This is a genomic window from Paraburkholderia sp. RL17-368-BIF-A (assembly GCF_046054045.1).
Taxonomy (GTDB): domain Bacteria; phylum Pseudomonadota; class Gammaproteobacteria; order Burkholderiales; family Burkholderiaceae; genus Paraburkholderia; species Paraburkholderia graminis.
This window is the reverse complement of record NZ_JARESN010000022.1, coordinates 1-26,448: the sequence shown is the minus strand read 5'-3', so window position 1 is coordinate 26,448 and position 26,448 is coordinate 1. Positions and strand designations below refer to the sequence as shown.

General features: G+C 59.3%; 24 protein-coding genes, 1 pseudogene and 1 riboswitch. Of the genes and pseudogenes, 5 read left to right on the top strand and 20 right to left on the bottom strand.

The genetic code is table 11. From position 1 onward, the window contains the following. Nucleotides 1-7: 7 nt before the first annotated feature. The 5 genes from P0D87_RS27785 to P0D87_RS27765 form a co-directional block, all read right to left on the bottom strand. Entirely contained in the window at nucleotides 8-787 is a 780-nt protein-coding gene (locus P0D87_RS27785; protein ID WP_082367129.1) for an acetoacetate decarboxylase, read from the bottom strand. 40 nt (nucleotides 788-827) lie between these two features. Beyond that, entirely contained in the window at nucleotides 828-1,817 is a 990-nt protein-coding gene (locus tag P0D87_RS27780) for an alpha/beta fold hydrolase (RefSeq protein ID WP_053859703.1), read from the bottom strand. A 175-nt stretch (nucleotides 1,818-1,992) separates the two neighbouring features. Further along, complete coding sequence (locus P0D87_RS27775; RefSeq protein ID WP_006047582.1) at nucleotides 1,993-3,450, bottom strand: mechanosensitive ion channel domain-containing protein; 1,458 nt, start codon at nucleotides 3,448-3,450, stop codon at nucleotides 1,993-1,995. Between the two features lie 108 nt (nucleotides 3,451-3,558). Next, entirely contained in the window at nucleotides 3,559-4,767 is a 1,209-nt protein-coding gene (locus P0D87_RS27770) for an NAD(P)/FAD-dependent oxidoreductase (protein ID WP_053859704.1), read from the bottom strand. Between the two features lie 225 nt (nucleotides 4,768-4,992). After that, nucleotides 4,993-5,715, bottom strand: a complete 723-nt coding sequence (locus P0D87_RS27765; protein ID WP_006047580.1) for a hypothetical protein — start codon at nucleotides 5,713-5,715, stop codon at nucleotides 4,993-4,995. Nucleotides 5,716-6,025: 310 nt separating this feature from the next. On the opposite strand from P0D87_RS27765, the gene P0D87_RS27760 reads away from it, so the two are divergent. Further along, nucleotides 6,026-7,606, top strand: coding sequence for an ATP-binding protein (locus P0D87_RS27760; protein WP_321175875.1), 1,581 nt, complete (start codon nucleotides 6,026-6,028; stop codon nucleotides 7,604-7,606). A gap of 77 nt (nucleotides 7,607-7,683) precedes the next feature. Here the strand turns inward: P0D87_RS27760 and P0D87_RS27755 are convergent, their stop codons facing one another. Both P0D87_RS27755 and P0D87_RS27750 read right to left on the bottom strand, forming a co-directional pair. Further along, entirely contained in the window at nucleotides 7,684-8,262 is a 579-nt protein-coding gene (locus P0D87_RS27755; RefSeq protein ID WP_029971842.1) for a YbhB/YbcL family Raf kinase inhibitor-like protein, read from the bottom strand. A gap of 186 nt (nucleotides 8,263-8,448) precedes the next feature. Beyond that, the gene (locus P0D87_RS27750) at nucleotides 8,449-9,381 is read right to left on the bottom strand and encodes an MBL fold metallo-hydrolase (RefSeq protein ID WP_053859706.1); all 933 of its coding nucleotides are present in this window, start codon (nucleotides 9,379-9,381) and stop codon (nucleotides 8,449-8,451) included. Between the two features lie 277 nt (nucleotides 9,382-9,658). Further along, nucleotides 9,659-9,818, top strand: a riboswitch (FMN riboswitch). 70 nt (nucleotides 9,819-9,888) lie between these two features. Between P0D87_RS27750 and P0D87_RS27745 the strand changes: the two are divergent. Next, nucleotides 9,889-10,389: pseudogene (locus P0D87_RS27745) on the top strand (6,7-dimethyl-8-ribityllumazine synthase). 65 nt (nucleotides 10,390-10,454) lie between these two features. Here P0D87_RS27745 and P0D87_RS27740 read toward each other — a convergent pair. The 9 genes from P0D87_RS27740 to P0D87_RS27700 form a co-directional block, all read right to left on the bottom strand. Next, on the bottom strand, nucleotides 10,455-11,246 hold the full coding sequence (locus P0D87_RS27740; protein WP_171800694.1) for a glucose 1-dehydrogenase: 792 nt from the start codon (nucleotides 11,244-11,246) through the stop codon (nucleotides 10,455-10,457). A gap of 27 nt (nucleotides 11,247-11,273) precedes the next feature. Continuing rightward, nucleotides 11,274-12,743 (bottom strand): FGGY-family carbohydrate kinase, encoded by a 1,470-nt coding sequence (locus tag P0D87_RS27735; RefSeq protein WP_053859709.1) that lies wholly within the window; start codon nucleotides 12,741-12,743, stop codon nucleotides 11,274-11,276. A 34-nt stretch (nucleotides 12,744-12,777) separates the two neighbouring features. Continuing rightward, complete coding sequence (locus P0D87_RS27730; RefSeq protein ID WP_006047573.1) at nucleotides 12,778-13,860, bottom strand: ABC transporter permease; 1,083 nt, start codon at nucleotides 13,858-13,860, stop codon at nucleotides 12,778-12,780. 20 nt (nucleotides 13,861-13,880) lie between these two features. Beyond that, on the bottom strand, nucleotides 13,881-15,419 hold the full coding sequence (locus tag P0D87_RS27725; RefSeq protein ID WP_082367130.1) for a sugar ABC transporter ATP-binding protein: 1,539 nt from the start codon (nucleotides 15,417-15,419) through the stop codon (nucleotides 13,881-13,883). Continuing rightward, nucleotides 15,416-16,051, bottom strand: coding sequence for a DUF2291 family protein (locus P0D87_RS27720; protein WP_082367132.1), 636 nt, complete (start codon nucleotides 16,049-16,051; stop codon nucleotides 15,416-15,418). Before P0D87_RS27720 ends, P0D87_RS27725 begins: the two co-directional genes overlap by 4 nt. Nucleotides 16,052-16,123: 72 nt before the next feature. Next, a complete protein-coding gene (locus P0D87_RS27715) occupies nucleotides 16,124-17,068 on the bottom strand; it encodes a D-ribose ABC transporter substrate-binding protein (protein WP_006047570.1) in 945 nt (314 codons plus the stop codon). Nucleotides 17,069-17,135: 67 nt separating this feature from the next. Continuing rightward, nucleotides 17,136-17,933 (bottom strand): GolD/DthD family dehydrogenase, encoded by a 798-nt coding sequence (locus tag P0D87_RS27710; protein ID WP_053859711.1) that lies wholly within the window; start codon nucleotides 17,931-17,933, stop codon nucleotides 17,136-17,138. 32 nt (nucleotides 17,934-17,965) lie between these two features. After that, on the bottom strand, nucleotides 17,966-18,910 hold the full coding sequence (locus P0D87_RS27705; RefSeq protein ID WP_029971834.1) for a transketolase family protein: 945 nt from the start codon (nucleotides 18,908-18,910) through the stop codon (nucleotides 17,966-17,968). Then, entirely contained in the window at nucleotides 18,903-19,757 is an 855-nt protein-coding gene (locus P0D87_RS27700; RefSeq protein WP_053859712.1) for a transketolase, read from the bottom strand. The genes P0D87_RS27705 and P0D87_RS27700 overlap by 8 nt, the downstream gene beginning before the upstream one ends. Nucleotides 19,758-19,933: 176 nt before the next feature. Between P0D87_RS27700 and P0D87_RS27695 the strand changes: the two genes are divergently transcribed. Next, a complete protein-coding gene (locus P0D87_RS27695) occupies nucleotides 19,934-20,731 on the top strand; it encodes a DeoR/GlpR family DNA-binding transcription regulator (RefSeq protein ID WP_053859713.1) in 798 nt (265 codons plus the stop codon). A 361-nt stretch (nucleotides 20,732-21,092) separates the two neighbouring features. Continuing rightward, nucleotides 21,093-21,344, top strand: coding sequence for a GlsB/YeaQ/YmgE family stress response membrane protein (locus tag P0D87_RS27690; protein WP_006047565.1), 252 nt, complete (start codon nucleotides 21,093-21,095; stop codon nucleotides 21,342-21,344). A gap of 90 nt (nucleotides 21,345-21,434) precedes the next feature. Here P0D87_RS27690 and P0D87_RS27685 read toward each other — a convergent pair whose 3' ends face one another. Further along, a complete protein-coding gene (locus P0D87_RS27685; RefSeq protein WP_053859714.1) occupies nucleotides 21,435-22,685 on the bottom strand; it encodes a DUF1479 domain-containing protein in 1,251 nt (416 codons plus the stop codon). Between the two features lie 152 nt (nucleotides 22,686-22,837). On the opposite strand from P0D87_RS27685, the gene P0D87_RS27680 reads away from it, so the two are divergent. Beyond that, the gene (locus P0D87_RS27680; RefSeq protein ID WP_053859715.1) at nucleotides 22,838-23,935 is read left to right on the top strand and encodes an AraC family transcriptional regulator; all 1,098 of its coding nucleotides are present in this window, start codon (nucleotides 22,838-22,840) and stop codon (nucleotides 23,933-23,935) included. 150 nt (nucleotides 23,936-24,085) lie between these two features. Here P0D87_RS27680 and gltA read toward each other — a convergent pair whose 3' ends face one another. From gltA to P0D87_RS27665, 3 genes are all read right to left on the bottom strand, one after another. Beyond that, a complete protein-coding gene (gene gltA, locus P0D87_RS27675; protein WP_006047562.1) occupies nucleotides 24,086-25,387 on the bottom strand; it encodes a citrate synthase in 1,302 nt (433 codons plus the stop codon). Nucleotides 25,388-25,459: 72 nt separating this feature from the next. Beyond that, nucleotides 25,460-25,732: an FAD assembly factor SdhE gene (locus tag P0D87_RS27670; protein WP_006047561.1), complete on the bottom strand. Its 273-nt coding sequence runs from the start codon at nucleotides 25,730-25,732 to the stop codon at nucleotides 25,460-25,462. Nucleotides 25,733-25,817: 85 nt separating this feature from the next. Then, nucleotides 25,818-26,448: succinate dehydrogenase iron-sulfur subunit (locus P0D87_RS27665; protein WP_408637086.1), on the bottom strand; the 631-nt coding region annotated here is incomplete at its 5' end.

Sequence of the window (26,448 nt, the reverse complement as noted above, 5' to 3'; positions counted from 1 at the left end):
GGGAGAGTTATTGGTTCACTACGAGTTTCATCGGATCGACGGAGGCAAGGTAGTCGTGCGCCACCTCGCCCACATCGAGTGTGAGATTGGCGACGACGTGACGCGCGCCGATTACCTTGCGAACGGGCAGGTCCGCGACCGAAGCCAGCGCGTGGGGATGAAGCTCGAGCGCAGCCGGCCCTTCCCAGGCGCCGGTTACCTGAACGTCGCGCAAAAAGAAGCGGACGAGTTCGCATATTCGAACCGAACCGTCGACGTGCGGTATTACCTTGAGCAGATAGTTAGGTGTGTCGGCGAGCTTGTGTTGCTCGGCAACGGCGTCGAGCGGACGATACTTATAGCCCATCGTGCCGGTGGCAATTCGCTGCGTGCCGTAGTCGAGCGTTCCGAGCAAGGTGTCTTTTCCATCAATCGAAAGCCGCGGCGAAGCGAGCTTCTTGGGAAATCCCCAGATTTCCCGGCCGCCGGCGATCGGACCTTCGTCGTCCAGATACATCGAGTGCGTGTAGTTCGCCTTTCTGCCCTGCTCGTCCAGAACCGAGATGACCTGACCGCTCTCCGTATAGTCGCCAAACCCCGACGAATCCGGCATGCGGATGAACTCGTAATGAACGATCGCGTTGTCGACCTTCAACGGCTCGGGAACGACGGCTCTTAGCGCCTCGATATCCGTCTCGTAGGAAATAATGAAGTACTCCCGGTCGACGAACCGGAACGGCGGACGCGGGTATGCCGGATTGTGCAGCGGCATCGAAAAAGCGTGTTTGCGGATATCGTCTTTTGTCACGGCTCACTCCTTGGTTGCTTTGAATCACGCTTTCCGCAAACTAGCTTCGCAGGAAAGACAACAGGTCCTGATTGAGCTGGTCCTTGTGGGTATCAGTCAATCCATGCGGCGCGCCGGGATAAATCTTCAGGATCGCGTGAGGCACGAGTTTCTTGCTCGAACGGGCCCCAACATCCATAGGAACGACCTGGTCGTCGTCGCCGTGAATGATCAGCGTCGGTCGGTCGAACTTCAGCAGATCCGCCGTGAAATCAGTTTCGGAATAGGCTTTGACCGATTCGTAGACGTTCTTGAAACCACCGCTCATTCCCTGACGCCACCACGCGTCGATCAGACCTTGCGACACCTTGGCGCCCGGCCGGTTAAAGCCGTAGAACGGACCGGCGGGAATGTCCTTGAACAATTGCGAGCGGTTGGCGATCATCGCAGCCCGAACGCTATCGAACGATTCAATAGGTACACCTGTCGGATTGCCGGGCGTTTTGACCATCAACGGCGGCACGGCTGAAATCAATCCGATCTTCGATACGCGTGACGTACCGTGCCGGCCCACATAACGCGCGACCTCGCCCCCGCCGGTCGAGAACCCGATAACGGCTATCTCGCGCAGGCCGAGGGTGTCGATGACTGTCGCGAGATCGTCCGCGTAGTGGTCCATGTCGTTGCCGTCCCACGGTTGGCTCGAGCGGCCGTGACCGCGGCGATCATGTGTGATGACTCGAAACCCGTGCGACGCCAGAAAGAAGGCCTGGTTTTCCCAGCTATCCGAGTTGAGCGGCCAGCCATGACTCAGCGTAACGACGGGAGCGTCTTTCGCGCCCCAATCCTTGAAGTACAGGCTCACTCCGTCCCGGGTGCGGATAACGTCACCGGTATGGTTTGCGGACGACATGTGCGCGACCGTCGTGCCGGGTCCTGACTGTTTGCCGGCGGCCGATGCCACCGTTGTCGTCAACGTTGCGGCGATTCCGCCAATCAGCAGGTTGCGGCGTTTTGCGTCGGGGGAAACGTGTCCCAAGTCTTTAGTCATGGCTCAAGTCCAGGAATTATTCGACCGGGAGATAAGGGAATTGGCTTGCTTACCGGTCGAGTATTCAGAGTAACGACGACGCGTTTATCGGCCCAGTTAAGCGCTGCAAAACTCCGTTTATCTTTCTACGTACACCCAACTAAAAATAGCCGTTTCCTTTAACGACGCTTAACAATCAGAACTTCAACGCATGCAGCCGATGAATCTTATCCAGAAGCCAATGGAAGCTGGCGTGCTCATCGTCTGCATGAGCGGCGTTCTTCATCGCCATCTTGTGCAACATGTCTTGCCGTTGGGAAAGCAGCCGGCACATTCGATGAGTCACTTCCTGACTATCCCTCAATAGAGGCGTCACAGCATCCTTACTCAATCTGTAAATGACACTCCGGGTAAGCGTCACGATCTTCACCTGAACCGGCAAACCCGCGAGTAGTCCGGTCTCGCCCATCGTATCGCCAGGTCCGAGACGCACCACTTCGACGGCCCCGGTAGATTGCTCCGTTGAAACACTGAGCACGCCCGAGTCGACGATTGCGAGACTGTCGGGCACCACTTCCGGCGTGAAGATCACCTGCCCCGCGTCGTATTCATGCCGCACCATGCAACTGGAAAGCATCTTCAACTCGTCGTCGCTGATGGCGGCGAACAGTTCGATGCGTCTAAGCAGGCGCTCCTCGGCGTTTGCCACAATGGCCGTGACAGATGGCACGCCTGGTGGCCGCAAAGCGACTCCCGCGGCGGTGAGGTGTCGATAGCAGAGGTCGTACAGTTCGTTCGTCAATGGCGTCTTTTTCGCGGTGTCATCCACGAAAGCCGTTGCTTCGTACTGAATGGAATGTATCGTCGATTTTCTCGCCTGCACGAAGGGAGCCGGTGTCGGCAGAATGGAACGCGCCGCAGCCAGTGCGCATTCAAGCGCTGCAATCACCGTTGCAGGCCGCTCGTCCGGCGAAATTTCCAGAGACACCGTCACGCCATGCAAAGCGTGCGGCCGGTTCGTATTGGTGATATTTGCCTTTGCCGCCGCGGCATTGGGAACGATGGTTACATTGCCGTGCGAATTGAGAAGATGCGTTGCTCTCCAGTTCATCTCGATCACCTTGCCTTCGGCGCCGTCAATCGAGATCCAGTCACCCACGCGGTACGGTTCCGTGGAATTCAGTACGATGCCCGCAAAGACATCGTGCAAAGTACTTTGAATAGCCAAACCAAGAATAACGGCCAATGTGCCCGACGTCGCAATCAGGCCGCGAACGGGTATTTCCAGAACGAATCCCGTCGCGGCTACTGCCGCGGCAAGAAACACCACGGCGCCGAATACGTCCTGAAACAGTCTCTGTTTGCGCCAGGTCTGCGGCAGCAGAAGTGCGTCGAGAGCAAGCGTGAACAGGCGGGCACCGGTCAGCCACCAGAATATTTTCAGGGCCTGCGCCGCTTCGTGAAGCAGCGACGCTTCAAGATGCGTAGCCTGTCGGAAGGGGCTGAGGCCCGCGGTGAAAATGCTCGCCGTGAACACGGCAAAGATCGCTAGCCGAAGCAATAGACGCGAAACGTCTTGCTTCGGCACTTTGAAACGCCACAGTGCCACGTCGATCAGAACGACGGCATAACCGAACACCAGCGAATCGCTCACGGACGCTCCGACGGGAAAAACGCGCCTGACGAGTACTCATGCCGCCCCCGCCCGGAGCCATGGTGAACGACTAACCGCGATGCCCGAACGCACTAACGTACTAACGCATTAGCCAAATGACGCGAGCGGGTCGCCTGCCGCGAACGCATCGGCGCGATTCGGCGCCGGTGGGTAGATCCACTGCGTATTGATCATCTGCTTGCGTGCTTTTCCTTCTGCATGCGTCAGCTTGATCTGGCGGTCCCAGCCTTCTGAATAGACCGCGCCCCACTCGCCCAGATCGAGACAAGTTGCATAAAACGGCTGGGTATACGCAAGCGTCGATTCGCCGATCAGATCGGCCGCGACATTGTGGCCGCCGAATTTGCCCATCACCATTGCGTGCTGACAGGACATCAACGCGTAGTGCCCTTGATCGTCGCTACGCACTCGCGCCACATCGCCGGCGACGAACACGCCGGGCGCCTCTTCCACACGAAGATCAGGTGCGACTTCGACACGGCCAAGCGGGTCGAGTCGCGACGAAACCTGCGCTGCAAGCGTGCTCGCTCGCATGCCGCCCGCCCATACAACCGTGTGCGCTTCGATATGTTTACCTGAGGCGGTTCGGACGCCACTCGCGTCGACCGATACGACACTCGAACCCAATACCGCTTCGATGCCCAGCGAAGCGAATGCCTCGGCGACGAAAGGCCGCGGGTTAGGTCCGAGATCGGGACCGATGTCGGCCTGCGAACCGACGACGATCACTTTGATCGCCGCATCCGGGCCGAATAGCGCGCGCATTCGTTTAGGCAATTCGGTTGCGATCTCGATGCCGGTAAAGCCGCATCCCACCACGGCAACGGTATTTCGAGCGCTTGAATCGGGCAGCTTCGCGAGTTCCTTCAGATGGCCTTCAAGTGCCGATGCGTCCTCCATGCAATCGACCGAGAATGCATACTCGGCGAGCCCTGGAATCGACGGCCGGCTCAGCTTGCTGCCGCTCGTGAGCAGCAACCGGTCGTAACCGAGCGTGCGGGTTGCGCCGCTCGCGGCTATCACACGCACGGTCTTCTCGCGGACAGCGATTTCATCGACACTGCCCTCGACGTAGTTCACACCGACGGCGTCAAGCAGAGGCAAAAGCGGCGCGGACATCAGATGCGGCTCGCTTTCGTACATCCGTGGCCGGATCTCCAACTCGGGTTTCGGCGAGATAAGCGTAATGTCGATGTCGCCAGCCGTTGCGCCGGCACGGTCGCGCACGCGAGCCGCGCCAAGCGCGCCCCACACTCCGGCGAAGCCGGCACCCACAATCAAGATCTTCTGCGACATGATTCTTGCCCTAAGTTTTTAAATTGCCAAGTTGACGATGTGCACCGGAACTCACGACAAACCGAGCCCTGCTGCGCTGCGCGACGATCGCTAATGATCGCGGCGGCCGACTCATCTGCCGCCCGCCGTCACGACAAATCGTAGACTTGGTGCTCGAATGGCAGTAGGCACGCAAAGGAGATCACCGTGTTGTCTCGGCGACAACAATCGACGGCTTCAATGTCGTCAATTCGTTCTGGCGAGCTCGGCTTCGAGCGTCGCATGGGGATGTTCGCCATCCTCCTTGGCAAGATTCACGATGGTGCGAATGCTCCACGGCACTTCGGATCTGGACGCATGTTGTTCAGCCGCAGTCGCGTGTTCCTGCATTGCCTGCTTTACGCCATTGGGAAAGGCAACCCTCGTGTCTCCCACCGCCGTCTGCAATACATGCAATACGGCCTGGCCAAACTTCACGCATTCTTCGCGCGTCGGCATTTTTCCTTTCTGCATGACCGAGTCTTTCCAGTCGTTCTGTTGGTGGCTGAGTAGAACGGGACGCCGCGCGCAGAAGTTCCGGTAGTTCAGCAAGTAGGCTTCCTGGCGATTCTGCGGGCTAATGCCCAGCAGCTTCCACGCGGCATCGAAACGCTCTTTCTTTATTCCGTTCTCGTACGCCATCGCGCGCAGAAAGAATTCGTGAAAGGCTTCGAGACTCGCGGTGCAGGACGATACCGATTGTCGATAGTGTCCATCGCGTATCGCGTAAGCGGCGAGTTCAAAAAGAATCTCGAACTTCTGCTGCCGCAATGCCACGATCTGCTGATGACCGCGCGAGCACTCGGATCTATACCTTCCGTCGCCGTCGGGTCGAAGATCCAGCAAAACAGAAGAAAGAACGGAATTCCCTACGGAGCTTCCGTCCGGGTTGCATTCGAGGCAAATAATGGGAACCGATATCTTTGTCATGGCATGTCTCACAGTTGGATGTTGTTTCTCGCTTCTCGCCGCATCAACTCTTCTCTAATCTTCTCTACTCGCTTCACCAGCAGACCACACGCGGAGGCGCAAACCTCGTTCGAGACCAGGTCTCGCTGGCACTCTATGCCCAATCAACCGCTTCTGCAGATGAGGTCCGGTGAATGGGCTAGTACGCCAATCGCTCAATGGCCCCGATGTTGTCCTGGCGGCAACACTGTGATATCCCGCCGGCGTCTTCCATGTTCTGGGCGGCGCAACTAGGATTGCTTGTGACGCAATGTTTCGCCGCGGAGAGACCGTGGTATGGGTCTATTCCAATGCACCTGAATCGCGCAATCCGGAGTCTGCTGAGAAGATGAATGCCAAGGAAGATTTTTTGCGTTCCGGCGTGGTGACAAATACCGACCGGCAGGACTACGGCGAGGCCATATCATTTGGGCCGTTCACGCTGTTTCCGGCGGAGAGGCGTCTCGAACGGTCAGGTTCATTCGTGCAAATAGGCAGCCGCGCGCTGGATATTCTTATTGCGCTTATTCAGAACGCCGGACAGGTCGTGGAGCGGCGCATGTTGATGTCGCATGCGTGGCGGAATATCGTCGTGGACGAAAGCAACCTGCGCGTGAACATTGCTGGATTACGCAAAGCACTGGGCGACGGCGAGGACGGTGCGCGCTACATTAAAAACGTTCAGGGCATCGGCTACTGCTTTGTTGGTCAGCTTACGCGTGAACGGATCGTTGTCGAATCCAGTTCGTTGTTTGCTGAACCGTCTTCCCGAGTACATTCCGGCGACTTCACACCAGGAGCCGCCTGCCCGCAAGGTCGCGACGAGGTCTTGCGAACGCTTGCGTCCGACTTGAGCAGACATCGGCTCATATCTATTGTGGGACCTGGAGGCATCGGCAAAACGACAGTCGCCATTGCTCTCGCGAAGAGACTGTCCGGAGTGTTTCCTTCGGAGATCCACGTCGCCGATTTGAGCGAAGTTACTCATGGCGATACGGTAGCGCTCACGCTCGCTCGTCTGCTTGGGTTAGGCGATCTTCACCACATACCCGTCGCATGCATCGCCAATTATCTTTGCACCCGGCGCGCGCTGATCATTCTGGACAACTGCGAGCATGTCATCGACGAGGTGACGTCCCTCACAACGCAAATCCTCGCGGTCTCATCCGCGACCTATTTCGTGCTGACAAGTCGCGAGGCGCTACGAGTGAAATACGAACACGTCTGCCGCCTGCCTGCGCTCGAAGTCCCGCCGGGACCTGAGGTGATTTCGATCGAACATGCGCATACTTATCCCGCCGTGCAGGTATTCATTCAACGCGCTCTGGAAGCGGGCGCGAGATTCCCGCAGACCAGCAAGAGCTATGCAGCCATTTCGGAGATGTGCCGCGAACTGGAAGGCGTCGCGCTTGCAATCGAACTTGCTGCGGCGCGCGTCGCGACGTTTGGACTGGCCGGCACCATGACGCTGCTCGGAACCCGCTCACGTCTTCAATGGCAGGGATGCCGCAATGCGCCTGCGAGGCATCGGAGTCTCGCCGCATCGATTGGATGGAGTTACGCGCTGCTGTCGGACGAGGAGAGGTCCGCTTTCCGCCGGTTGTCGTCGTTTGAACAGCCCGCAACGCTCGATGCCGTTCTCGCGGCGGTGGCGAACGGAACGAACCGAACGGGCGATCTTTCGAATGCGATAGACGTAGTTGAAGGTCTGGTTGCAAAGCACATGCTGCACATCCAGCCCGGACCGGACGACTTGCCTCGTTATCGGCTCGCAGCTTCGGAAAGAATCTATGCACGAGAACAACTCAATCAGCCTGCGCTCGATAAGCGACGCATCGTGCAATTGAACGGCGTGCAAAGGATTTGCATCTGAAATGCAGCAACCGTCCCACCGGCAGCCGAGCTGCCAGGAACGGTTGCCGATATCCTGGTTCTTGCACGCGTCAATCGTTAATCGTTAGTCGACGCGCGATGATATCTGGCGACATACTTCGCCTGAGCAATGACTTTCCCATGCATCTGATAGGCGACGACTGCGGGACTCGCCGCCGGGGCGACATCGATCTGCGCCACGTCGAGAGCAGACGCCGTCACGACATATCGATGCGATTCCCCTTTAGGCGGACACGGTCCGCCGTATCTGGATTCGCCGAAGTCCGTCAACGTCTCAATGGCGCCTGCCGGCAAGAGCTTCGAATTGCCGGAAGCGCCTTTTTCGAGCGACGACTCGGAAGGTGGAATATTGGCGATCTCCCAATGCGTCCAGCCGAGCCCGCCAGTCGGCGCATCAGGGTCGAAGATGGTCACGACAATGCTCTTCGTGCCGCGCGGAACGTGAGCCCATGAAATGCGCGGCGAAACGTTGTTACCGTGACAGCCAAAACCTCCGTACACCTGCTCGTTCGAAAAGTGCCCGTCACGCAGGTCGTCGACCCTGATCGTGAACGGCTCGGCGCCGGCTATCGCGGGGATGACCGCCAGCGCCATCGACGTGCATAAAATTGCGGGCAACAAACTCTTCACTCTCATGATGCGCTCCGTTGAAGGATGAAAGATGCGTGCAACCGGTATCAACGGCACCGCATTGATCTGCCGCGGTCACACCAGGGCAAGTGACCGTTTGCAAAAAACCGCCGTGAGCCTTGTGCGCTCGTGGCGGTTTTCTGACAAACGTCAGTGCAATCTATACGGCGATGGTTGATCGTCGGGCACCGATCAGTAGTCCCACACCACCGGCACAAAATGGAAGCCGTTGTCCGTCTTCGCAACGTGACCGATGGATGGGAACGCGACGTGCGCTGCGGCCAGCAGAGCGCCGGTTTCAGCGGCTTCATTGAGTAGCGCGATACGCACGTCCGCAGCCAATTCAGGATCGTGCTCGAAGCCGTTTTGCCAGTCGGGATGGTCGAAGTTGACCTCGAAAATCGCGTCGCCCACGAACGTCAGTTTTTCGCCGTTCGATGCGACGTCCACGACGCAATGCCCCGGCGTGTGTCCACCCGTCACGCGCGCCGACACGCCCTTGGCAACTTCCACGGTCTGATCGAACTGCACGATGTTTTCGCGGTAGAGTTCCGCGAACGTCGCAGCAGCCTTGCGTAGCGCCGGAGGAACAGTTTCCGGCATCACCGTCCTGCTGAAGTCCGGATTTTTCCAGAACTCTACTTCCTTCGCCGACACGTGAATGCGCACGTCCGGGCGCAGCTTGGCCCTGACGCCGGCAACGTTCAGGCCGCCGACGTGGTCCATATGCATATGCGTGATCACGATGTCGGTAATCGCAGCCAAGTCGATACCCGCCGACTCCAGGCGCATTACCGAGCGGCCGGCGCGCGTGAAGTATTCGAAACCGTCGCCCACGCCCGAGTCGATCAGAATCAGGCGGTCGCCGCTGCGCACGAGCGCAATATTTAGCGCCCAGTCGAACATATCGCGCTGCAGGAAACGACCATCGAACCATTCGTTGCGGTCAGCTTCGCTCACGTTAGTCGACATGGTGGAGGTGGGCAGCGGCAGAACGCCATCGCTGATCAGCACGACGTCAACGTCGCCCACGCGCACGCCGTAGCGGGAAGACACGAGTTCGCCTGACCCTTCTTTGCCGACGTTGGCGATAACCGGCCGCATATTGCGAGTTGTTTCGCTCATGTTCAATAGTCCAATTGATTAAGTGGGGTGAGCCGCACTGCACCGCGCGACGCGGTTCACGAGCACGACTACGAGTGTCACGCGCTCCGTATTGCCTGCATTTCGAAGGAGCGTGTGACAGATAGTAGTCAGCGAGGACGAGCGCCAGTAGCATCGCGAATGCGTACACCATGTTGCCTGGAGGGCAACAATTTCAGGCAGGCACGCAGTGAAATGTGGTGCGGGTGGCGCAGCAGATTTGCCGGATACGTGGTAATTTACGCACCGTTCTTCAAGAACACGTTCTCGGGGCGGGGTGCGATTCCCCACCGGCGGTAATCGTCTTTTGCAGACGTAGCCCGCGAGCGCTCTGTTTCGATATTGCTGCGATAACAGAGGTCAGCAGACCCGGTTGGATTCCGGGGCCGACGGTATAGTCCGGATGAAAGAGAACAGAACAGCCACAATGCCCGCACTGGCGGGAGACGGCTGTTCTTCGCCCTGTTCACACAAAACAGGCTGAACTCCATGAACACATCTCACTCGATCGAAGCACAAGCAGCATTCGTTTCCGGCAGCAACCGCGGTCGCATCGCTTTTGTCTAGGCGTGCTGGCACCGCGACATCGTCGACCAATGCAAAACCTCTTTCCTTAAGGTCATCGAAGACTTTGGTTATGCGAGCGGCGACATCGATCTTTATGAAGTACCCGGAGCGTTCGAAATCCCGCTGCACGCAAAACGGCTGGCACAGAGCGGTCGATACGCTGGCATCGTTGCGGCCGGACTTGTTGTCGACGGGGGCATCTATCGCCATGAATTCGTCGCTCAAGCGGTCATTTCAGGCTTGATGCAGGTTCAACTCGAAACAGGTGTTCCTGTGTTCTCTGCTGTGCTGACGCCGCACCACTTCCACCACGGCGAAGAGCATGTGAAGTTCTTCACTGAGCACTTCGTCGTGAAGGGCGCAGAAGTGGCGCGCGCTTGCGGCGACACAGTGAATAAGCTTTCGCTATTGCAGACCGCCTGAGACTCGCGGACCGAGTCCGATAGAAAGTCGCGAGGCAACGTGTCTCGCGACCTGCGAACGCGGCCTCAGGACATGAACATTCCGCCATCGACGTTCACGGTCTGCCCCGTGATGTATGACGCGTCATCGGACGCCAGGAACGCGACCAGACCTGCTACATCCTTGTCGCTACCCGCACGCTTCATGGGAATGTTCTCGACCCACTCGGCCATGAGTTCGCCAGGCTTGTAATTGCCCAGCAGCTTGCCCCACGCTTCGTCGTTATACGACCACATGTCAGTCGCGATGATGCCGGGGCAGAACGCGTTCACTGTGATGCCCGTGGGCGCCAGTTCTTTCGCGAGGCTCTGCGTGATGCCCAGAACGCCAAACTTGCTGGCTGCATAGTGCGGGGTATAGACGAAACCTTGTCTGGCCTGTCCCGACGCCGTATTGATCAGACGGCCCGCTTTCCCGGCACGCAGCATCCGTCTCGCCGCTTCCTGGCAACACAGAAAAACGCCTTTGGTGTTCACCGCAAGTACGTTGTCCCATTCCTTCTCGGTCAGATCTTCCAGCTTCGCGATCGTAATGACGCCCGCGTTCTGGACTGAAACATCAACCTCACCTAGCGTGGCCGCCACTTCCTCGTAGAGCGCGACAACCTGTTCCTTGCTCGTGACATCGGTTTGCACGGCGAGGGCCTCGAAGCCGGAATCGCGTAGCTGCGCGGCAGCGTCGTGCACGGCTTTTTCATTCGCCGACACGCACACTTTCGCGCCCTCCTGCGCAAAGCGCCTGGCAATGCCCAATCCGATACCCCGGCTGCCGCCAGTGACAACCACCACCTTGTTTTCGAAACGCTGCTGGAATGCCATATGCCGATCTCCACTAATCGACGGAGCTTAAAGCCGTCGTATCCATTGCAACCATTGCTCGTGATTTCTTGCAGCCGCTTCGACGCCTGGCCCTGGTTCGACGCGTCGTGCCACCACGCGAGTCTCGCGATAGGCATCGAGCGAGTTGATTAACCCGAGCTTCAACGCGGCAAGCGCTGCTGCGCCCGCAGCGGATATCTCGCTCAGCGTCAGCGTGCTCACCGGCCGGTTCAATGTGTCCGCCAGGTATTGAAGAAGGAATGGCCGTTGAACCAGTCCTCCGTCGAGAAAGAGTTCGCGCAACGGGACGTCGGCAGCGCGCTCCATGACTGCGATCACGTCCCTGATCTGATAGACGATCGATTCATAAGCTGCGCGCACGACGTTTTGCCAGGACGTCGAGAAATTCAGCCCGACGATCTGCGCGCCGCCTGGATATTTCCAGTGCGGGCAACCGATTCCCGAAAAAGCCGGAATAAGAAACACGCCGCCGTTGTCATATTCCGTGAACGCCTCTTCCGCTTCCGCGAAATCCTTTACGATGCGCAGTTTTTCCTTGAGGAACGAAGGCGTTGACCCGGCACTAATGACGATGCCTTCCAGCGCGTAATCCACCCGCTGTTCGGTGGCAAAGCAAAGCGTCGACACGAGACCGTGGTCCGCGGGCAACGGCTTGCCACCCACGTTCATCATGATCGACGAGCCCGTTCCCATTGTTGCCTTGGCAAATCCGGGACTGAGGCAGCCTTCGCCAACGGCCGCCGCATGAGAATCGCCGATCATCGATACGATCGGGATGGGTCGATCGAAAATGCCGTTGAAATCGCTCGCGCCGAAATCGGATGCCGACGGGCGCAGTTCAGGCAGCCGCAGTTTCTGCAAACCGAAATCGGCGAGCAGTTCGCGATCCCATTCAAGTCCTGCAAGATTGAACAGCATGGTTCGCGACGCGTTCGTGTAATCGGTGCGATACACGTCGCCGTTTGTCAAACGGTACAGAAGCCAGCTATCGACCGTGCCGAAGCGAGCGGTGCCGGCGGCGATATGCGCGCGCACCCGCTCATCGTTTTCGTTAAGCCAGATGAGCTTCGTTCCCGAAAAGTACGGGTCGATCAATAGTCCCGTCTTCTCTGCAATGACCTGTGCCCTGCCTTCCTGCTTTAGACGCTCGCATATCGCGAGAGAACGTTGGCACTGCCACGACACTGCCGGAACGATCGGGCGACCTTCGTCATCCCACAGCACGACCGTCTCACGCTGATTCGAGATGCCGACACCTGCTATCTCTTTCCGGTCGCCTTTGAATTCACCGAGGCAAATGGAAACCGCTTGCAGTACCGACTCATAAATCAGCTGCGGGTCCTGCTCGACGAATGCGTTGCGCGGATGCGTGCACGGTACGGCCACGAAACCGCGAGCGTGCACCTGCCCTTCCGCATCGAACACGAGTGCTTTCGTACCGCTCGTGCCCTGATCGATTGCCAGAACATATTGCATGTTGCTTTCCAGAAGACGGCTCAACTCGTGACGCTCACGCGGTGAGCGAAACCATGCGGCTTTGCAGGCGCTGCTGCAACTGATCGATGACGACAGCGAAGATGATCACGAGGCCCTTGATCACCATCTGCCAGAAATCGCTGATGCCGCACATCACCATGCCGTCGCCGAGAATGCTGATCACACAGGCGCCGACGACCGAACCGAAGACCGTACCGCGGCCACCCATCAACGCAGTTCCTCCCAATACGACCGCGGCAATCGCGTTCAGCTCGAACGTCTGGCCGGTCAATGGGTGAGCGGTCTGCAACTGCGCAGTGATCACCAGTCCGACGATCGCCGCACAGAATCCCGAGAACATGTACACGAACAGCTTCACGCGGTTGGTGCGGATTCCCGAGAAGCGCGCCGCCTGCTCGTTGCCGCCGATCGCATAGATGCGCCGGCCAAGCGGCGTACGCTTCGCAACAAAAATGGTGATGGCAGCAAGAATCACGAGAATCCACACGGGCATGGAAAGGCCGAGAATTGTGCCGTTGCCGAGGAATTCGAAGCCCGTATTGCCCAGAGCCGGATTGCCTCCGAGATCGGCGAACGTGCTGCCGTTATTCACGAGCAGTGCTGCGCCGCGTACGACATACAGCATGCCGAGGGTTGCAATGAACGGTGCGACATTGAGCGCCGTTATCAGATAACCATTCACCGCACCGATGATCGCGCCCAGCGCGCATGCAATCAGCGTCACGCCCCACGGGTTGAAGAACACGACGTGATGACCGATCTTCACGCCTTCGAGCAGAAGATAGCCCGCCGCCATCCCGCTTATTCCGACAATGGAACCCACGGACAGGTCGATGCCGCCCGTCAGAATCACGAGCGTCATGCCGATCGACAGAATCGCGACGATAGTCACGTGTTTCGCCATGATCAGCATGTTGCTTGTCGACAGGAAGTTCTCGGTTGCAAGCGAGAACACGATAATGATCGCAAAGAGCGCAATGAAGATTCGCAGCTTGAGCAGGTTCACCGCCATGCGCGAAGCCATGTAAGCGGATTGCCGGTTGTGCTTGCCGTGAACCGGTTGAATCGAAGGAGTGCTGCTGTTCTGAGTAGTCATGGTTTCCACCTCAAGGTGCTTCACACTACGGCTGTCGCGGGCGTTGACGCGCGCACGATGCGCTCGCTGTCAAACTGTGCACGTTCCATGATCGCCGTCAGCTTGCCGCTGGCCATCACGAAGACCCGATTGGAAACAGCCATTGCCTCGTCCAGTTCCGAGGTCGCATACACGACTGCAATGCCAGACTGCGCGAGCACGCTGATCGTCTTGTACACGTCCTCTTTTGCACCCACGTCGATTCCCCGCGTCGGCTCGTCCATCAGCAGTACTTTCGGCGACGTCAGCAATGCCTTGCCGATCACCACCTTCTGCATGTTTCCGCCCGACAGCGACGTGATCGGCGCATCCACCGACGACGCCTTGATTGCGAGGCGCTTGACGATATCGTTGGACGCAGAGAGCTGCCGGTCGCGTCGCAGTGCACCGAACGCGAGACGGCGAGTGAATCTGGACAGACTGGACAGCGTCATGTTTTCGAGGATCGACATGAGCTGCACCATCCCCTGCTTCTGTCTGTCTTCGGGTACGAGCGCAATGCCCGCCTCGATCCGTTTCGGAATTGGCAGATCTTCGATTGCCTTGCCGGCGAGTTCTATTTCGCCGAGAGCCAGCGGCTGCGCGCCGAGTAAAGACTCGAGCAGTTCAGTGCGGCCGGCGCCCATCAAGCCGTAAATTCCAATGACTTCTCCGGCCCTGACGGAAAACGAAACATGGTCAACCGCGTAGATGCCATTCGAGCGCTTCAGCGCAAGGTCCTTGACCTTCAGGACTTCCTCGCCGATTGCGTGCTGCTCGAATGCGAAACGCTTCTTCGACGATCCGACCATCGCTTCGATGATCCAGGGAATGTCGATATTCGCGATGTCGTCTTCTGCGACGAGGCGCCCATTACGCAATACCGTAATGCAATCCCCGATCGCCATGATTTCCTCGAGACGATGCGAGATGTAAATGACGGTGACGCCCTCTTCCTTGAGCTGCGCAATGATCTTGAAGAGAATCTCGACTTCCGTCTTCGAGAGCGCGGAAGTCGGCTCGTCCATGATGAGCACCTTGATGTGCTTGGAGAGCGCCTTTGCAATTTCGACCAGTTGCTGTTGCCCGACGTAGAGATCGCCCAGTCGCATGCGCGGGTCGATTGGAATCTGCAGACGGTTAAGCAGTACTTTCGCCTGATGGTTCTCGTCCTTCGTGCGGATTACGCCGGAACTCGTCAACTCGTTCCCGGCGAAGATGTTCTCCGCCACGGTCATATCGGGAAAGAGGTTCAATTCCTGGAAGATGATGCCGATGCCGTGCTTTTCGGCGGTACGCACGTCCGTGATGTGGGCAATCTTTTCATCGACCCATATCTCTCCCGATGTCGGCGTCTCGGCACCGGCGAGCAGCTTCATCAGCGTCGATTTGCCGGCGCCGTTTTCGCCGATCAACACATTGACCTTGCCGCGTCGCACCTTGTAGTCGACTTCGACCAACGCAGCGGTGCCCGGATAGACTTTCGACAGTCCGCGCGTCTCGATCACGTTGGCGGGATTCATGGTGTGCGGTTGGTTCATTTCCATGTCACCGGAATTGCGCGGATTTCGCCCGTCGGTTCGCTCCAGCTGCTGAATACCGCGGCTACGTCGACCGTGTCGCCCACTTTAGGCTTGAGCGACTTTTGCGCTCGCGCGACCACCAGCTTGTTCAGGTCCTGTCCGAATACGGCGAAACGCGTCTGATCGTCGAAGTCGCTGTACTTGACGCCGGGGAATCCGTCGCGCACGCCAGTACCGATCACGACCGGCCCCGTCTCGAGTGCGACATGGACGGGCTCGCCGCCCGAAGCGGGCGTGACATCGACGAATACCTTCCCAACGCGCGACGAAGTGTCGACCTTGATAACCTTGCCCTGCACGCGTATCCAGAAGTTGCATGGGAAAGCCGCGCTTTGGCGAAAGCCGTACTCCTTGCAGGCGTTATCGAAGTTCTGACCGGCAGCGCCGATCACCTGTGCAGCGGGCCTGGCATTCTTGTCCGCATACGGAATCAGTTGTTCATTCAGGATCTTTTCCGGGTCCGGGCCTTGATGCTGGCCCTGACTGCGAATCTGGGCCAGCTCGGTATCCGTCACGACGTGACACCCGGCAACTGAAACGAGAGCGACGACCACCAGCGCGAACCTGGCTACAGATGGGGAAAAAACCATGACAACCTCTCCTGACGACACGTCAACAGGTGCAGCGCCGGCCGCACCCGCCTACTTGAAAAGCTGGCGCGCTTACTTGTTGTAGTAGAAGTCTTTGACGTGCGACGCGTTGTCCTTCGTGATCAGGATGCCGCGCGTGAGCTGGCGCTCCGGTTCGCCGGTCTTGCCCGTCGTGATGTACTTGTTGAGCAGGTCGACGCCGTGAATCGCAAGGCCTTGCGCCTGCAACATGACGCTTGCCTTCAACTTGCCCTGCATCAGCGAATCGCGCTCGTCATTACTGCCGTCGATACCCATCACGACAACGTCTTTCTTGCCGGCGGACTCGAGCGACGCAATCGCGCCGAGGGCCACGGGCCCGTTGCCGCAGATCACGCCCTTGATGTTCGGATGTTCCTGCAGGATCGAGTCCATTGCCTGCTTGCCGGGCAGCAGCGCGCCCTTCGCATCCTGACGCGCAACCATCTTGAGGTCCGGATACTGGTCAAGCACCTGGTGGAAAGCCTGCGAACGGGTCACACAATTCTTGTCTGCCTGATTGCAGGTGAGCTCCACATATTCGCCCTTTTCGCCGATCGCTTCCACGAACTTCTGCGCGACTTCGGTACCCGCCTGCAGATTGTTGTGGCTCAGTTGTGCGATGGCAATGCCATCCTTCGGGATCTCGCGGTTGATCAGCACGACCGGCACCTTCTTTTCCTGCGCGGTGCGAACCGTGGCGACGCTACTGTTCGAATCCGCATTGTCGAGAATGATCCCCTTCACGCCTTTGCCGATCACCAGATTGACCAGTTCATTCTGCTTGTTCACATCCTCGCCGTGCGACAGCACGATGGTGTCGTAGCCAAGCTTCTTCGCCTCGGTGTCGGCGCCCCTGGCTTCGGCGGCGTAATACGGATTGTCGAGCGCGTTCACCAGAATGGCGATGGTTCCTTTCGAAGCGGCGAGTGCATCGACGGAATGAACCGCTGCGAACGAAGCAGCGACGGCAGCAACAAGTGCGATCTTCTTCAGCATTTTTTGTCTCCAGATTGATCTCTTTCTTAACGTGTTGCAGCCTCGGACCGGCTGCGCTCGAACTGCATCAGCAGATGGTGTATCCCCCATCGATCATGATGTCAGCGCCGGTGATCATGTCCGCTCCATTCGAGAGCAGAAACAGAATGGCCGCGGCAATCTCATCCGTGTACGCAAAGCGTCCGACGGGTATTAGCTTCTTCATCGCTTCGCCCTTTTCGCCCTCCCAAGCGGCTGCGCCCATCGGCGTCAGTACAACGGTCGGCGAAACGGTATTCACTGTTATTCCGCGCAACGCCCATTCTTTCGCCAGCACTTTCGTCATACCGATCAACCCGGCTTTGGCCGACGTGTACGCACAATGCTTGTCGATCGCCACGGTTGCAGCCTGCGAAGCAATATTGACGATCTTGCCTCCGTGGCCGCTCGCGAGAACATGCCGCGCGAAATGCTTCGCGCACAGGAACGGACCCGTGAGGTTCACGCCGATCTGCTGTTGCCACTCGTCGACACCGATGTCTTCGGCTGCCGTCAGCGTGATGCAGCCGGCAGCATTGACGAGCAGATGAAGATCGCCGAAGTGGCCGAGCGCAGCCTTCATTGCCTTTTCGACGTCGGCCTCGTTAGCGACGTCGCATGGAAACGCGCGGGCGTTAGTGGCCCCGAGTTCTTCGATCGCGGCCTGCACGCGCGGCTCTTCGAAACTCGGATAGAAGATCGCAACGCGGGCACCCTTAGCGATAAGCGCTGCGTTCGTCGCCATCGCGATACCGCCCAGACCACCCGTGACGACGGCGACCTTGCCGTCGAGCCGGAAGTCGAAGTCGACGCCATGACGCAGCGACATGTCGTACTGAATTGCCATTCCAGTGTCTCCTTGAGGTCTTTGCTATACGTTCAATGCGCGCACTGGGCGCGAATTGCGTCGGCGATACCTGCCGCGTCGATTCCGTAATGGCGCCGGATGCCTTTGCGCGTACCGTAGTTTGCGAATTCGCCTTCGGTGATGCCGAGCATGGTCAGCGGTTTCGAGAGTTGACGCCGAGCCATCAGCACAGCGGTAAGCGCGCCGATGCCGCCATGAAGCGAATGTTCCTCAACGGTGACAATCGAGTCATGAGCCGCAATGATTTTTGCGAGCGCATCGGCATCGAGCGGCCTGATCGAAGAGAGGTTGACGAGCGTCGGCGCAATGCCATGCTCTGCCTTCAGCGACTCGCACGCTTCGAGCGCCTCGCCGACCACGGAGCCCAACGCAATCACCGCGACGCGGCTGCCCTCGATCACCACGTCCGGGCGACCAGGCTCGAAACGGTAGCTCGCCTCGTGAACGATCGGGAACTTCGCGTTATCGAGCCGGATATATACGGGACCTTCGACGGCCGCGGCGTATTCGATCATCTGCACGACTTCGATCCCGTCGCACGGCGCAAGAATCTGCACGTTGCCGAATCCGCTCATGATGGATATGTCGTCGATGGCATGGTGCGTCGAGGCCAGCGGGCCGTACGCGACACCGGCGTTCAGGCCCAGCATCTTCACGTTTGTTGCGCTATAGCAGACGTCGTTCTTCACCTGCTCGTTAGCGCGAGCCACGAGGAACGGCGCCGCGTTGGCCGTGAAGACGACATGGCCGCCCAGGGCCAGGCCCGCGGCCATACCGACCATGTTCTGTTCCGCGATGCCGACATTGATGACCCGTTCGGGGTACGTCTCGAGAAACGGGCTGATCTTCGACGTGGACGTGGAGTCCGCGACCATCACGACAATGTCGCGGCCTTCGGCCGTCAACCGTCCGAGCGCGCTGACCGCACCGTCCCGCAAATCGGCGTACTCACGCATGGTCCAGTTCCTCCAATGCCTGCTTCAGTTGCGTTTCGTCCGGGACCTTGTGATGCCATGCCGGCACGTTCTCCATGAACGACACGCCGCGGCCCTTGATCGTATGAGCGATGAGGACTTTCGGCTTCCCGTTTTCGTAGTCCAGACTTTCGATCAGTTTCCAGATGGCGTCGGCCTGATTGCCGTTGACGTCGTGCACTTCGAAGCCGAAGGCCCGGAATTTTTCGTCGAGCGGGTCCATGTCCATGATGTTGTGGGTGAAGTCCGCCAGTTGCAGCCGGTTGCGGTCGACGATCACCACGAGATTGGCCAGTTCGAAATGCGCCGCCGCCATTGCGGCTTCCCAGTTCGAACCCTCTTCCAGTTCGCCGTCGCCTGTGAGAACGAAAACGCGGCCGACCGAGCCTTGCGTGTTAGCGGCATGACGCCGCTTAGCCATCGCGAGCCCTGCCGCGATCGGGAAGCCGTGTCCGAGCCCGCCCGTGTTGACTGTCACCAGCGACGGCAGCTTTTGCCTGACCGGATGTCCCGGCAGACGCGAACCGTCCTTGAGATACGTGAGAAGTTCTTCGTCAGCCAGCCAGCCGAGTTCGGCAAAACAGGAATAGAGGCCGCCTACGCCGTGTCCTTTGCTGAGGATGAATTCGTCGTGCCATTTGACGGTGCGGTCCGACTGAACCTCGTAGCGGAGCACATGGAAGTACAGGGCCGCGAGCACATCGGCCTCGGACATGTCGCCGCCCGTATGGCCGCTCTTCGCAGCGGAATTCATCACGCAGATTTTTTTACGGATTTCCTGCGCCCGCCGATGTAGGGCGTCGCCAGACTGCTTGTAGGGGTTTTCCATTCCCAACTCCCGAACTTCCCGTTTGCTTGAGATTCAGTTTCTGTTACTTTCTTTAGAAAGTCAAAGAGAAATAGATGGAAAGCGGGAAAACCCCTGGCCGGGCCATACTGCTGCCGTTTAGGGCACAATATCGACGGGTGTTGTGAAGCCGCACCGACGCTTTGCGGGATGAGCAAATGGACCAACGGACAAGAACAGAGAAGATCTTTGAGAAAGTGCAGGCCGCCAGGCTGGTAAAGCTTTCCGAGCTTTCCAGCGAGTTTGGCGTTTCGATGCCAACTATTCGAAAAGACATTGATGAGCTGCAGAAGCAGGGCCGCGTTGAACGCGTGCACGGCAACGTCCGCCTGGTCACGTCGGAGGCGGGTCCGAGGCGCCATTTTGTCGATCGGGCCAACATCCTTCCCACAAGTCCGGAAAAAGCGCTGATCGGACGGATGGCGGCGAGCCTCGTCAAGAACGGCGACTCCATCATTCTGGATTGCGGTGCGACGACGACCGAACTTGCGAAAAATCTTCTTGATCGTCAGAACCTGCGGATCGTGACGAATGCGCTCAACATCGCGATCATTCTCGGCGCGGAGCCTACCAACCGGATCATGCTGACGGGCGGCGAATTCAAGCCGGAAACCATTGCGGTCTCGGGAGAAAAGGCGTCGGCCTTTTTCCAGGGCATGTTCGTCGACAAGCTGTTTCTGGCTGCCGGTGGTGTGTCGAAAGAATCCGGTATTTCGTACCCCGACTTCATCGACCTGCACGTTAAGCGGGCGATGATCGATGCGGCAAAGACCGTCTACCTTCTCGCCGACTCGGGCAAGTTCGGAAAACGCGAGTTCGCGGCGTTCGGGGCGATGGACAGGATCGACTATCTTGTCACCGACGGGGGCCTGACCGAGGACTTCGCAAAGTGGCTCGGCGATAACGGCACGCAGATCATCTACGCTGCGGACGAGACGGACGAGTTGGCGCGCTGAGGGACAGCAGCGCTAAGCGCTTCGTCCGACGTTGCGGCGGCGGCTCCTGGTTCCGCGATGATTTCCACGCCGTCGGGCTCGAACGCAATTCGCCTATCGCGCGGCCAGGTCGAGCCGACAATCGATACCCGCATCACCGACAGTCCAATGCAGTGCTCAACGGCAAGTGCGGGACATTCCCGAACGTCCTAGTCGCGCCTGGACCTGGGCGCGATTGTTGCGACGGCGCACGCGATGCACAAACCAATGCGCCTTTTTTGGTCCTATCCCGCGTCTCGCGTATGCTCCGAAAAGCGTCGCCGGGAAAGCGGCAGCTCGTAGTAAAGAAGACTGAAGTACTCACACTCTTTGGGAGGTCAGCATGTTTTCCTTCATTGGTACAGTGATCGTAGGGCTGGTCGTCGGATTGATTGCGCGCGCGCTGAAGCCAGGCGACGACCGCATGGGTCTCATCATGACCATCATCCTCGGTGTTGCCGGCTCGCTGATTGCGGGCTACGTCGGACGTGCGCTGGGCTGGTATCAGCCGGGGCAGCCGGCAGGCTGGGTGGCGTCGGTGATTGGGGCGATCGTGCTGCTGGTCATTTATGGAATCGTGCGGCGCCGGGCATGAGCGCCTGGCGGTGACGCGACGCGCCCGCCCGGAGTCGGCTCTGGTCTGCAAGCGAATAAACCGAGTCGTCGCCGGCGGGCATCCGATGCTTTAGCGCGAAAGATCGAAGCCGAGTTGCGCGCGGCCAAGCGGCGTCAAATCGCTTTCCTGAGCGCGGCCGGCGAAGTCCGTTTCGAAGTGGTCGGCGGGAAAGTCGGGCGGACTTTCGCCGCGCAAGAAGCTCGGCAACTGACGCTTCAGGTAGGCCTCGTTTTTCGCGCACCACGGCGCCGAAGCGATGTACATCACGTTGCTGTAGCCGCTGCCGCGATGCGCGTCTTCGACGGAATGCACGACGTCGCTGTGCCAGAACACCGCGTCGCCCGGCTGCATGTGCGGAATCGGCGTGACTGCTTCGAGCAGCAGGCCGTGCCATTCAGGTTTGATCGACAGCGCGCGGGCGGGGTGAGCGCCGCATAGTTCGTCGTCGGGAACGTCGTCCTGCAATGCTCGCAGAATCACGTAAGCCATCGCGTTGGCGATCGGGATCAATTGCAATGTGCCGTCGCCGGGGCCTTGCGGCGTTAGCGCAGTCCAGCCCTGGAAAGTGCGGAACATCGAACACACGGCCGGCGACGGAATTTCCTGCACGTCCGGCCGATACGCGGCGTCGAACGGGTCATACGCGCGCCAGTTGCCTGACAGCACATGCCGATAAACCTGCTGAAAATTCGTGTCGAGCCAGCGCTCGACCGAGCCGCCATCCACATGCGGCGACAAACCGAGCGACTCGGAACCCGGCGGCCGGCGACGAATCCGGTCCGCGTACACCGGCACGCGCTCGGGATCGAAGTGCCGCCGGCCTTCGCTCTCCGACGTCCACAGGCGGTTCAGGAACACGCGCGTATTAGTTAGCTGTGGCGACTGGCGCGCGGCCGTTTGCGGCTTCGACCAGTAGACGCCGTAAATCTGCGGCTTGCTCGACGCGAGGTTGCCGAAATACTTGTCTTCCGCGCGATGCGCCAGCTTGGCGTCGAGGTCGTTACGCTGCACATATTCGGCGATTTCGTCGTTCCAGTCGCTTGCTTGCTGCCGGTCGAAAACGCCGCGCACGACGCATGCGCCGCGCGTTTTGATGCTGGCGATCGTCGCCTGATCGACAGCGCCGGACACAATCGACGAATAATCGAACACGGGAATCGCATCGCGCCCCTGCGCGCGGTCGCGGTGAATCGCGTCGATCTGCTGGCGGATCGCGCCTTCCACCTGCTCGAACACTTGCTTGTGGTTCGGCAGCGCGGCGCGCAACGTGCGCTTGGTGCTGCGAATAGCCTCGGGAAGATTGTCGATGACGAGCGGCATGGTTTTGTCTCCTTGAGATGATCTGTGTGCTACGGCCTTCCTGCAGATTAAGGATGTTCGGCCATCGCCAAGCATGCTTTACGGCCACATACCGATACAATCCAGACATTCGCCGCCGTTTCCGGCTCCCCAGTGCGGCCAGGCTGCCTATCGTGAAACCTCAATACGAACGCGTCACCATTCCGGACGGCTGCTCGATCCGCGTCTACCATCGGCAGCTCGCGCAGATACCGTTCGAGTGGCACCACCACCCGGAATACGAACTCACGCTGACGATGAATAGCCGCGGCCGCCGTTTTATCGGCGACCACATCGCGGACTACAGCGGCGACGATCTCGTGCTCGTGCCGCCCGACATGCCGCATACGTGGGCGTCGACGGCGCCGATCGACGCAAGCGCGCCTCAGGTGGCGATCGTCGTGTGGTTCAGCGGCGACTGGGCGCGGCGAATCGCGGACTGCTGCCCGGAGTTCGCGTCGCTGCGCACGCTGCTGCGGCGCGCCGCGCCGGGGCTGCGCTTTCCGAGCGAGGCCGCTGCGTCGATGCGCGAACGAATGGAGGCGTTGCTGGACCCGTCGCCGCGCGTGCGGCTTGGCGCTGTGCTCGACGTGCTCGCGCGGCTTGCGGAAGGCACTTCGGAGCCGTTGGCGTCGCCGGCGGCGTATCGGAGTGCAACGAAGCGAGGCGGTGCGTCAACGTATAGCGCCGTGCGATTTGCCGGGGCGGGCCGACCGGCCGATTCCGTCGAGGCGGGAGCGGGAGGTGAAGCAGAATCAAGAACGCGTCGCCCCGTCGGAGGCGTTACCGTCACGCCGGGCGCAAGCGCGTCCGAAGCCGAGCGGCTGAACCGCGTCCTCGATCTGCTCGACCGGCGCTTTCACGAGCCGCTGCGGATCACCGAACTGTGCGAGGTAGCGAACCTGTCCGAGCGCTCGTTGCACCGCTACTTCGTGCGGCATCTCGGCGAAAGCGTCGGGCGCTATCTGAACCGTCTGCGGATCGGCTACGCGACGCGTCAACTGACGGACACGACATGGCCCATCGCGCTGATCGCAGCGAAGGCCGGCTTTGCGAATCTGGCCAATTTCAATCGACAGTTTCTGTCCGCGCGCGGCATGACGCCGAGCGCGTATCGACGCTTCTTCGAGACGCATGGCCGGACCGCGAAAGACGCAGCCGCGACGCCGCATAATTTGCAGATGCGTCCGCCTTCGCTCGAGAGATCGGGAAGGCGGCAGCGGCGCGAATGAGCTTCCAGGACGAACGGCTCGCCGCACGCAACACCCATCGCAATACGCGTCGAAAACGGAAACGCCCCAACGGTGTACCCGTTGGGGCGTTTTCTATCTCAAACGTTGAAGCCCACTCAAGCCCGTAGCAGGCCAGGCAGACTCAACCGCTCAGCGTTGCCCGATCGGCTTCGCTTCACGCGGCGTATCGCCGATGAACAACTGACGCGGACGGCCAATCTTCTGCTCAGGATCGGCGATCATTTCGTTCCACTGCGCAATCCAGCCGACCGTACGCGCCATCGCGAAGATACACGTGAACATCGACGTCGGAATGCCCAGCGCGCGCTGCACGATGCCCGAGTAGAAGTCGACGTTCGGGTACAGCTTGCGCGACACGAAGTATTCGTCTTCCAGCGCGATCTTTTCCAGTGCCATGGCGAGCTTGAACAGCGGGTCGTCGTGCAGGCCCAGTTCGTTCAGCACTTCGTGGCAGGTTTCGCGCATCAGCTTCGCGCGCGGATCGTAGTTCTTGTAGACGCGGTGACCGAAGCCCATCAGCTTCACGCCCGAGTTCTTGTCCTTCACCTGCTTGATGAACTCAGGAATGTTGTCGACCGAGCCGATTTCTTCCAGCATGTTCAGCGCTGCTTCGTTCGCGCCGCCGTGCGCCGGGCCCCACAAGCAGGCGATGCCCGCTGCGATACACGCGAACGGATTCGCGCCCGACGAACCGGCGAGACGCACGGTCGACGTCGACGCATTCTGTTCGTGGTCAGCGTGCAGGATCAGGATACGGTCGAGCGCGCGCACCAGCACGTCGTTGACCTCGTACTCCTCGCACGGGTTCGAGAACATCATATGCATGAAGTTCGCGCTGTACGACAGGTTGTTGCGCGGATACGCGAACGGCTGGCCGATGCTGTACTTGTACGCCATCGCGACCAGCGTCGGCAGCTTTGCGATCATGCGAATGGCCGACACTTCACGGTGACGCGGATTGTTGATGTCCAGCGAGTCGTGATAGAACGCCGACAGCGCGCCGACTGCGGCAACCAGAATCGCCATCGGGTGCGCGTCGCGACGGAAACCACGGAAGAAGAAGTGCATTTGCTCATGCACCATCGTGTGATTCGTGACGGTCTTCACGAACTCGGCCTTCTGCTCCGTGTTGGGCAGTTCGCCCTTCAGCAGCAGATAGCACGTTTCGAGGAAGTCGGCGTTTTGCGCGAGGTTGTCGATCGCGTAGCCGCGGTACAGCAGTTCGCCCTTATCGCCGTCGATGTAGGTGATCGCCGAATTGCACGCCGCCGTCGACATGAAGCCCGGGTCGTACGTGAACTTGCCGGTCTGGCCGTACAGCTTGCGGATGTCGATCACGTCCGGGCCGAGAGTGCCCTTGTAAATCGGCATTTCAACGCTCGGCGAATTGTCGCTGAACGATAGCGTGGCTTTAACATCTGACGGGGTCATAGCACATCCTCAATCGAAGTATGTAAACAGGGTTTCGATAATTGCACGCCTGGAACAACGCACTCGCGGCGCTCAAGCGTTGCGCAGCAGCTCCAGGACCCGAATCACATCGGGGTCGGCAAGCTCGCCTTCAGGTTCCTTGCGCGCGAGAAGCAAGTCCATCAGGTCGTTATCGCTCAGCTCGAGCAGGCGCGTAAGTGCGCCCACATCGGCATCGCTGAGGTCATGCTCATATCGGCTGAAAAAACGTTCAAAGATCAGATCGTTTTCCAGCAGGCCCCGCCGCGCGCGCCAGCGAAGACGCGCGCGGCGGAGAGGATCGGACTGATGCGATGCATCGTTCATGTCAATACTTGCCGGGTCGCTCCGCGGCGCTCCGACCGCTCTTTCGGGCAGCCAACGACACGAAGCGTGGGTTATTCACTTCACTCTAGACAGTACGGCGAACCATCAATTCCTTGATCTTGCCGATCGCCTTGGTCGGGTTGAGCCCCTTCGGGCAGACGTCGACGCAGTTCATGATCGTGTGGCAACGGAACAGACGGTACGGGTCTTCCAGATTATCCAAACGTTCGCCGGTCGCCTCATCACGGCTATCCGCGATAAAACGATAAGCCTGCAGCAGACCCGCCGGACCCACGAACTTGTCCGGATTCCACCAGAAGCTCGGGCACGACGTCGAGCAGCTCGCGCACAGAATGCACTCGTACAGACCGTCGAGCTCGTCGCGCTCTTCCGGCGACTGCAGACGCTCCTTCTCCGGCGGCGGCGTGTCGTTGATCAGGTACGGCTTGATCGAGTGATACTGGTTGAAGAACTGCGTGAAGTCGCAGATCAGGTCGCGCACCACCGGCAGCCCCGGCAGCGGACGCAGCACGATCTTCTGCGGCAGGTCGTTCAGGTTCGTCAGACACGCCAGACCGTTCTTGCCGTTGATGTTCATCGCGTCCGAACCGCACACGCCTTCGCGGCACGAACGGCGGAACGACAGCGTTTCGTCGAGCGCCTTGAGTTTCACCAGCGCGTCGAGCAGCATGCGCTCATGCGAGTCGATCTCGATT

Coding starts and splice junctions, on each gene's coding strand:
- P0D87_RS27770 (WP_053859704.1), bottom strand. CDS start 4,767: ATGTCGCAGAAGATCTTGATTGTGGGTGCCGGCTTCGCCGGAGTGTGG.
- P0D87_RS27695 (WP_053859713.1), top strand. CDS start 19,934: ATGGACCAACGGACAAGAACAGAGAAGATCTTTGAGAAAGTGCAGGCC.
- P0D87_RS27710 (WP_053859711.1), bottom strand. CDS start 17,933: ATGGCAATTCAGTACGACATGTCGCTGCGTCATGGCGTCGACTTCGAC.
- P0D87_RS27740 (WP_171800694.1), bottom strand. CDS start 11,246: ATGGCATTCCAGCAGCGTTTCGAAAACAAGGTGGTGGTTGTCACTGGC.
- P0D87_RS27765 (WP_006047580.1), bottom strand. CDS start 5,715: ATGACAAAGATATCGGTTCCCATTATTTGCCTCGAATGCAACCCGGAC.
- P0D87_RS27670 (WP_006047561.1), bottom strand. CDS start 25,732: ATGAACGATGCATCGCATCAGTCCGATCCTCTCCGCCGCGCGCGTCTT.
- P0D87_RS27700 (WP_053859712.1), bottom strand. CDS start 19,757: ATGGAAAACCCCTACAAGCAGTCTGGCGACGCCCTACATCGGCGGGCG.
- P0D87_RS27690 (WP_006047565.1), top strand. CDS start 21,093: ATGTTTTCCTTCATTGGTACAGTGATCGTAGGGCTGGTCGTCGGATTG.
- gltA (WP_006047562.1), bottom strand. CDS start 25,387: ATGACCCCGTCAGATGTTAAAGCCACGCTATCGTTCAGCGACAATTCG.
- P0D87_RS27755 (WP_029971842.1), bottom strand. CDS start 8,262: ATGAGAGTGAAGAGTTTGTTGCCCGCAATTTTATGCACGTCGATGGCG.
- P0D87_RS27685 (WP_053859714.1), bottom strand. CDS start 22,685: ATGCCGCTCGTCATCGACAATCTTCCCGAGGCTATTCGCAGCACCAAG.
- P0D87_RS27720 (WP_082367132.1), bottom strand. CDS start 16,051: ATGGTTTTTTCCCCATCTGTAGCCAGGTTCGCGCTGGTGGTCGTCGCT.
- P0D87_RS27735 (WP_053859709.1), bottom strand. CDS start 12,743: ATGCAATATGTTCTGGCAATCGATCAGGGCACGAGCGGTACGAAAGCA.
- P0D87_RS27725 (WP_082367130.1), bottom strand. CDS start 15,419: ATGAACCAACCGCACACCATGAATCCCGCCAACGTGATCGAGACGCGC.
- P0D87_RS27705 (WP_029971834.1), bottom strand. CDS start 18,910: ATGCGTGAGTACGCCGATTTGCGGGACGGTGCGGTCAGCGCGCTCGGA.
- P0D87_RS27730 (WP_006047573.1), bottom strand. CDS start 13,860: ATGACTACTCAGAACAGCAGCACTCCTTCGATTCAACCGGTTCACGGC.
- P0D87_RS27715 (WP_006047570.1), bottom strand. CDS start 17,068: ATGCTGAAGAAGATCGCACTTGTTGCTGCCGTCGCTGCTTCGTTCGCA.
- P0D87_RS27780 (WP_053859703.1), bottom strand. CDS start 1,817: ATGACTAAAGACTTGGGACACGTTTCCCCCGACGCAAAACGCCGCAAC.
- P0D87_RS27750 (WP_053859706.1), bottom strand. CDS start 9,381: ATGAGCGAAACAACTCGCAATATGCGGCCGGTTATCGCCAACGTCGGC.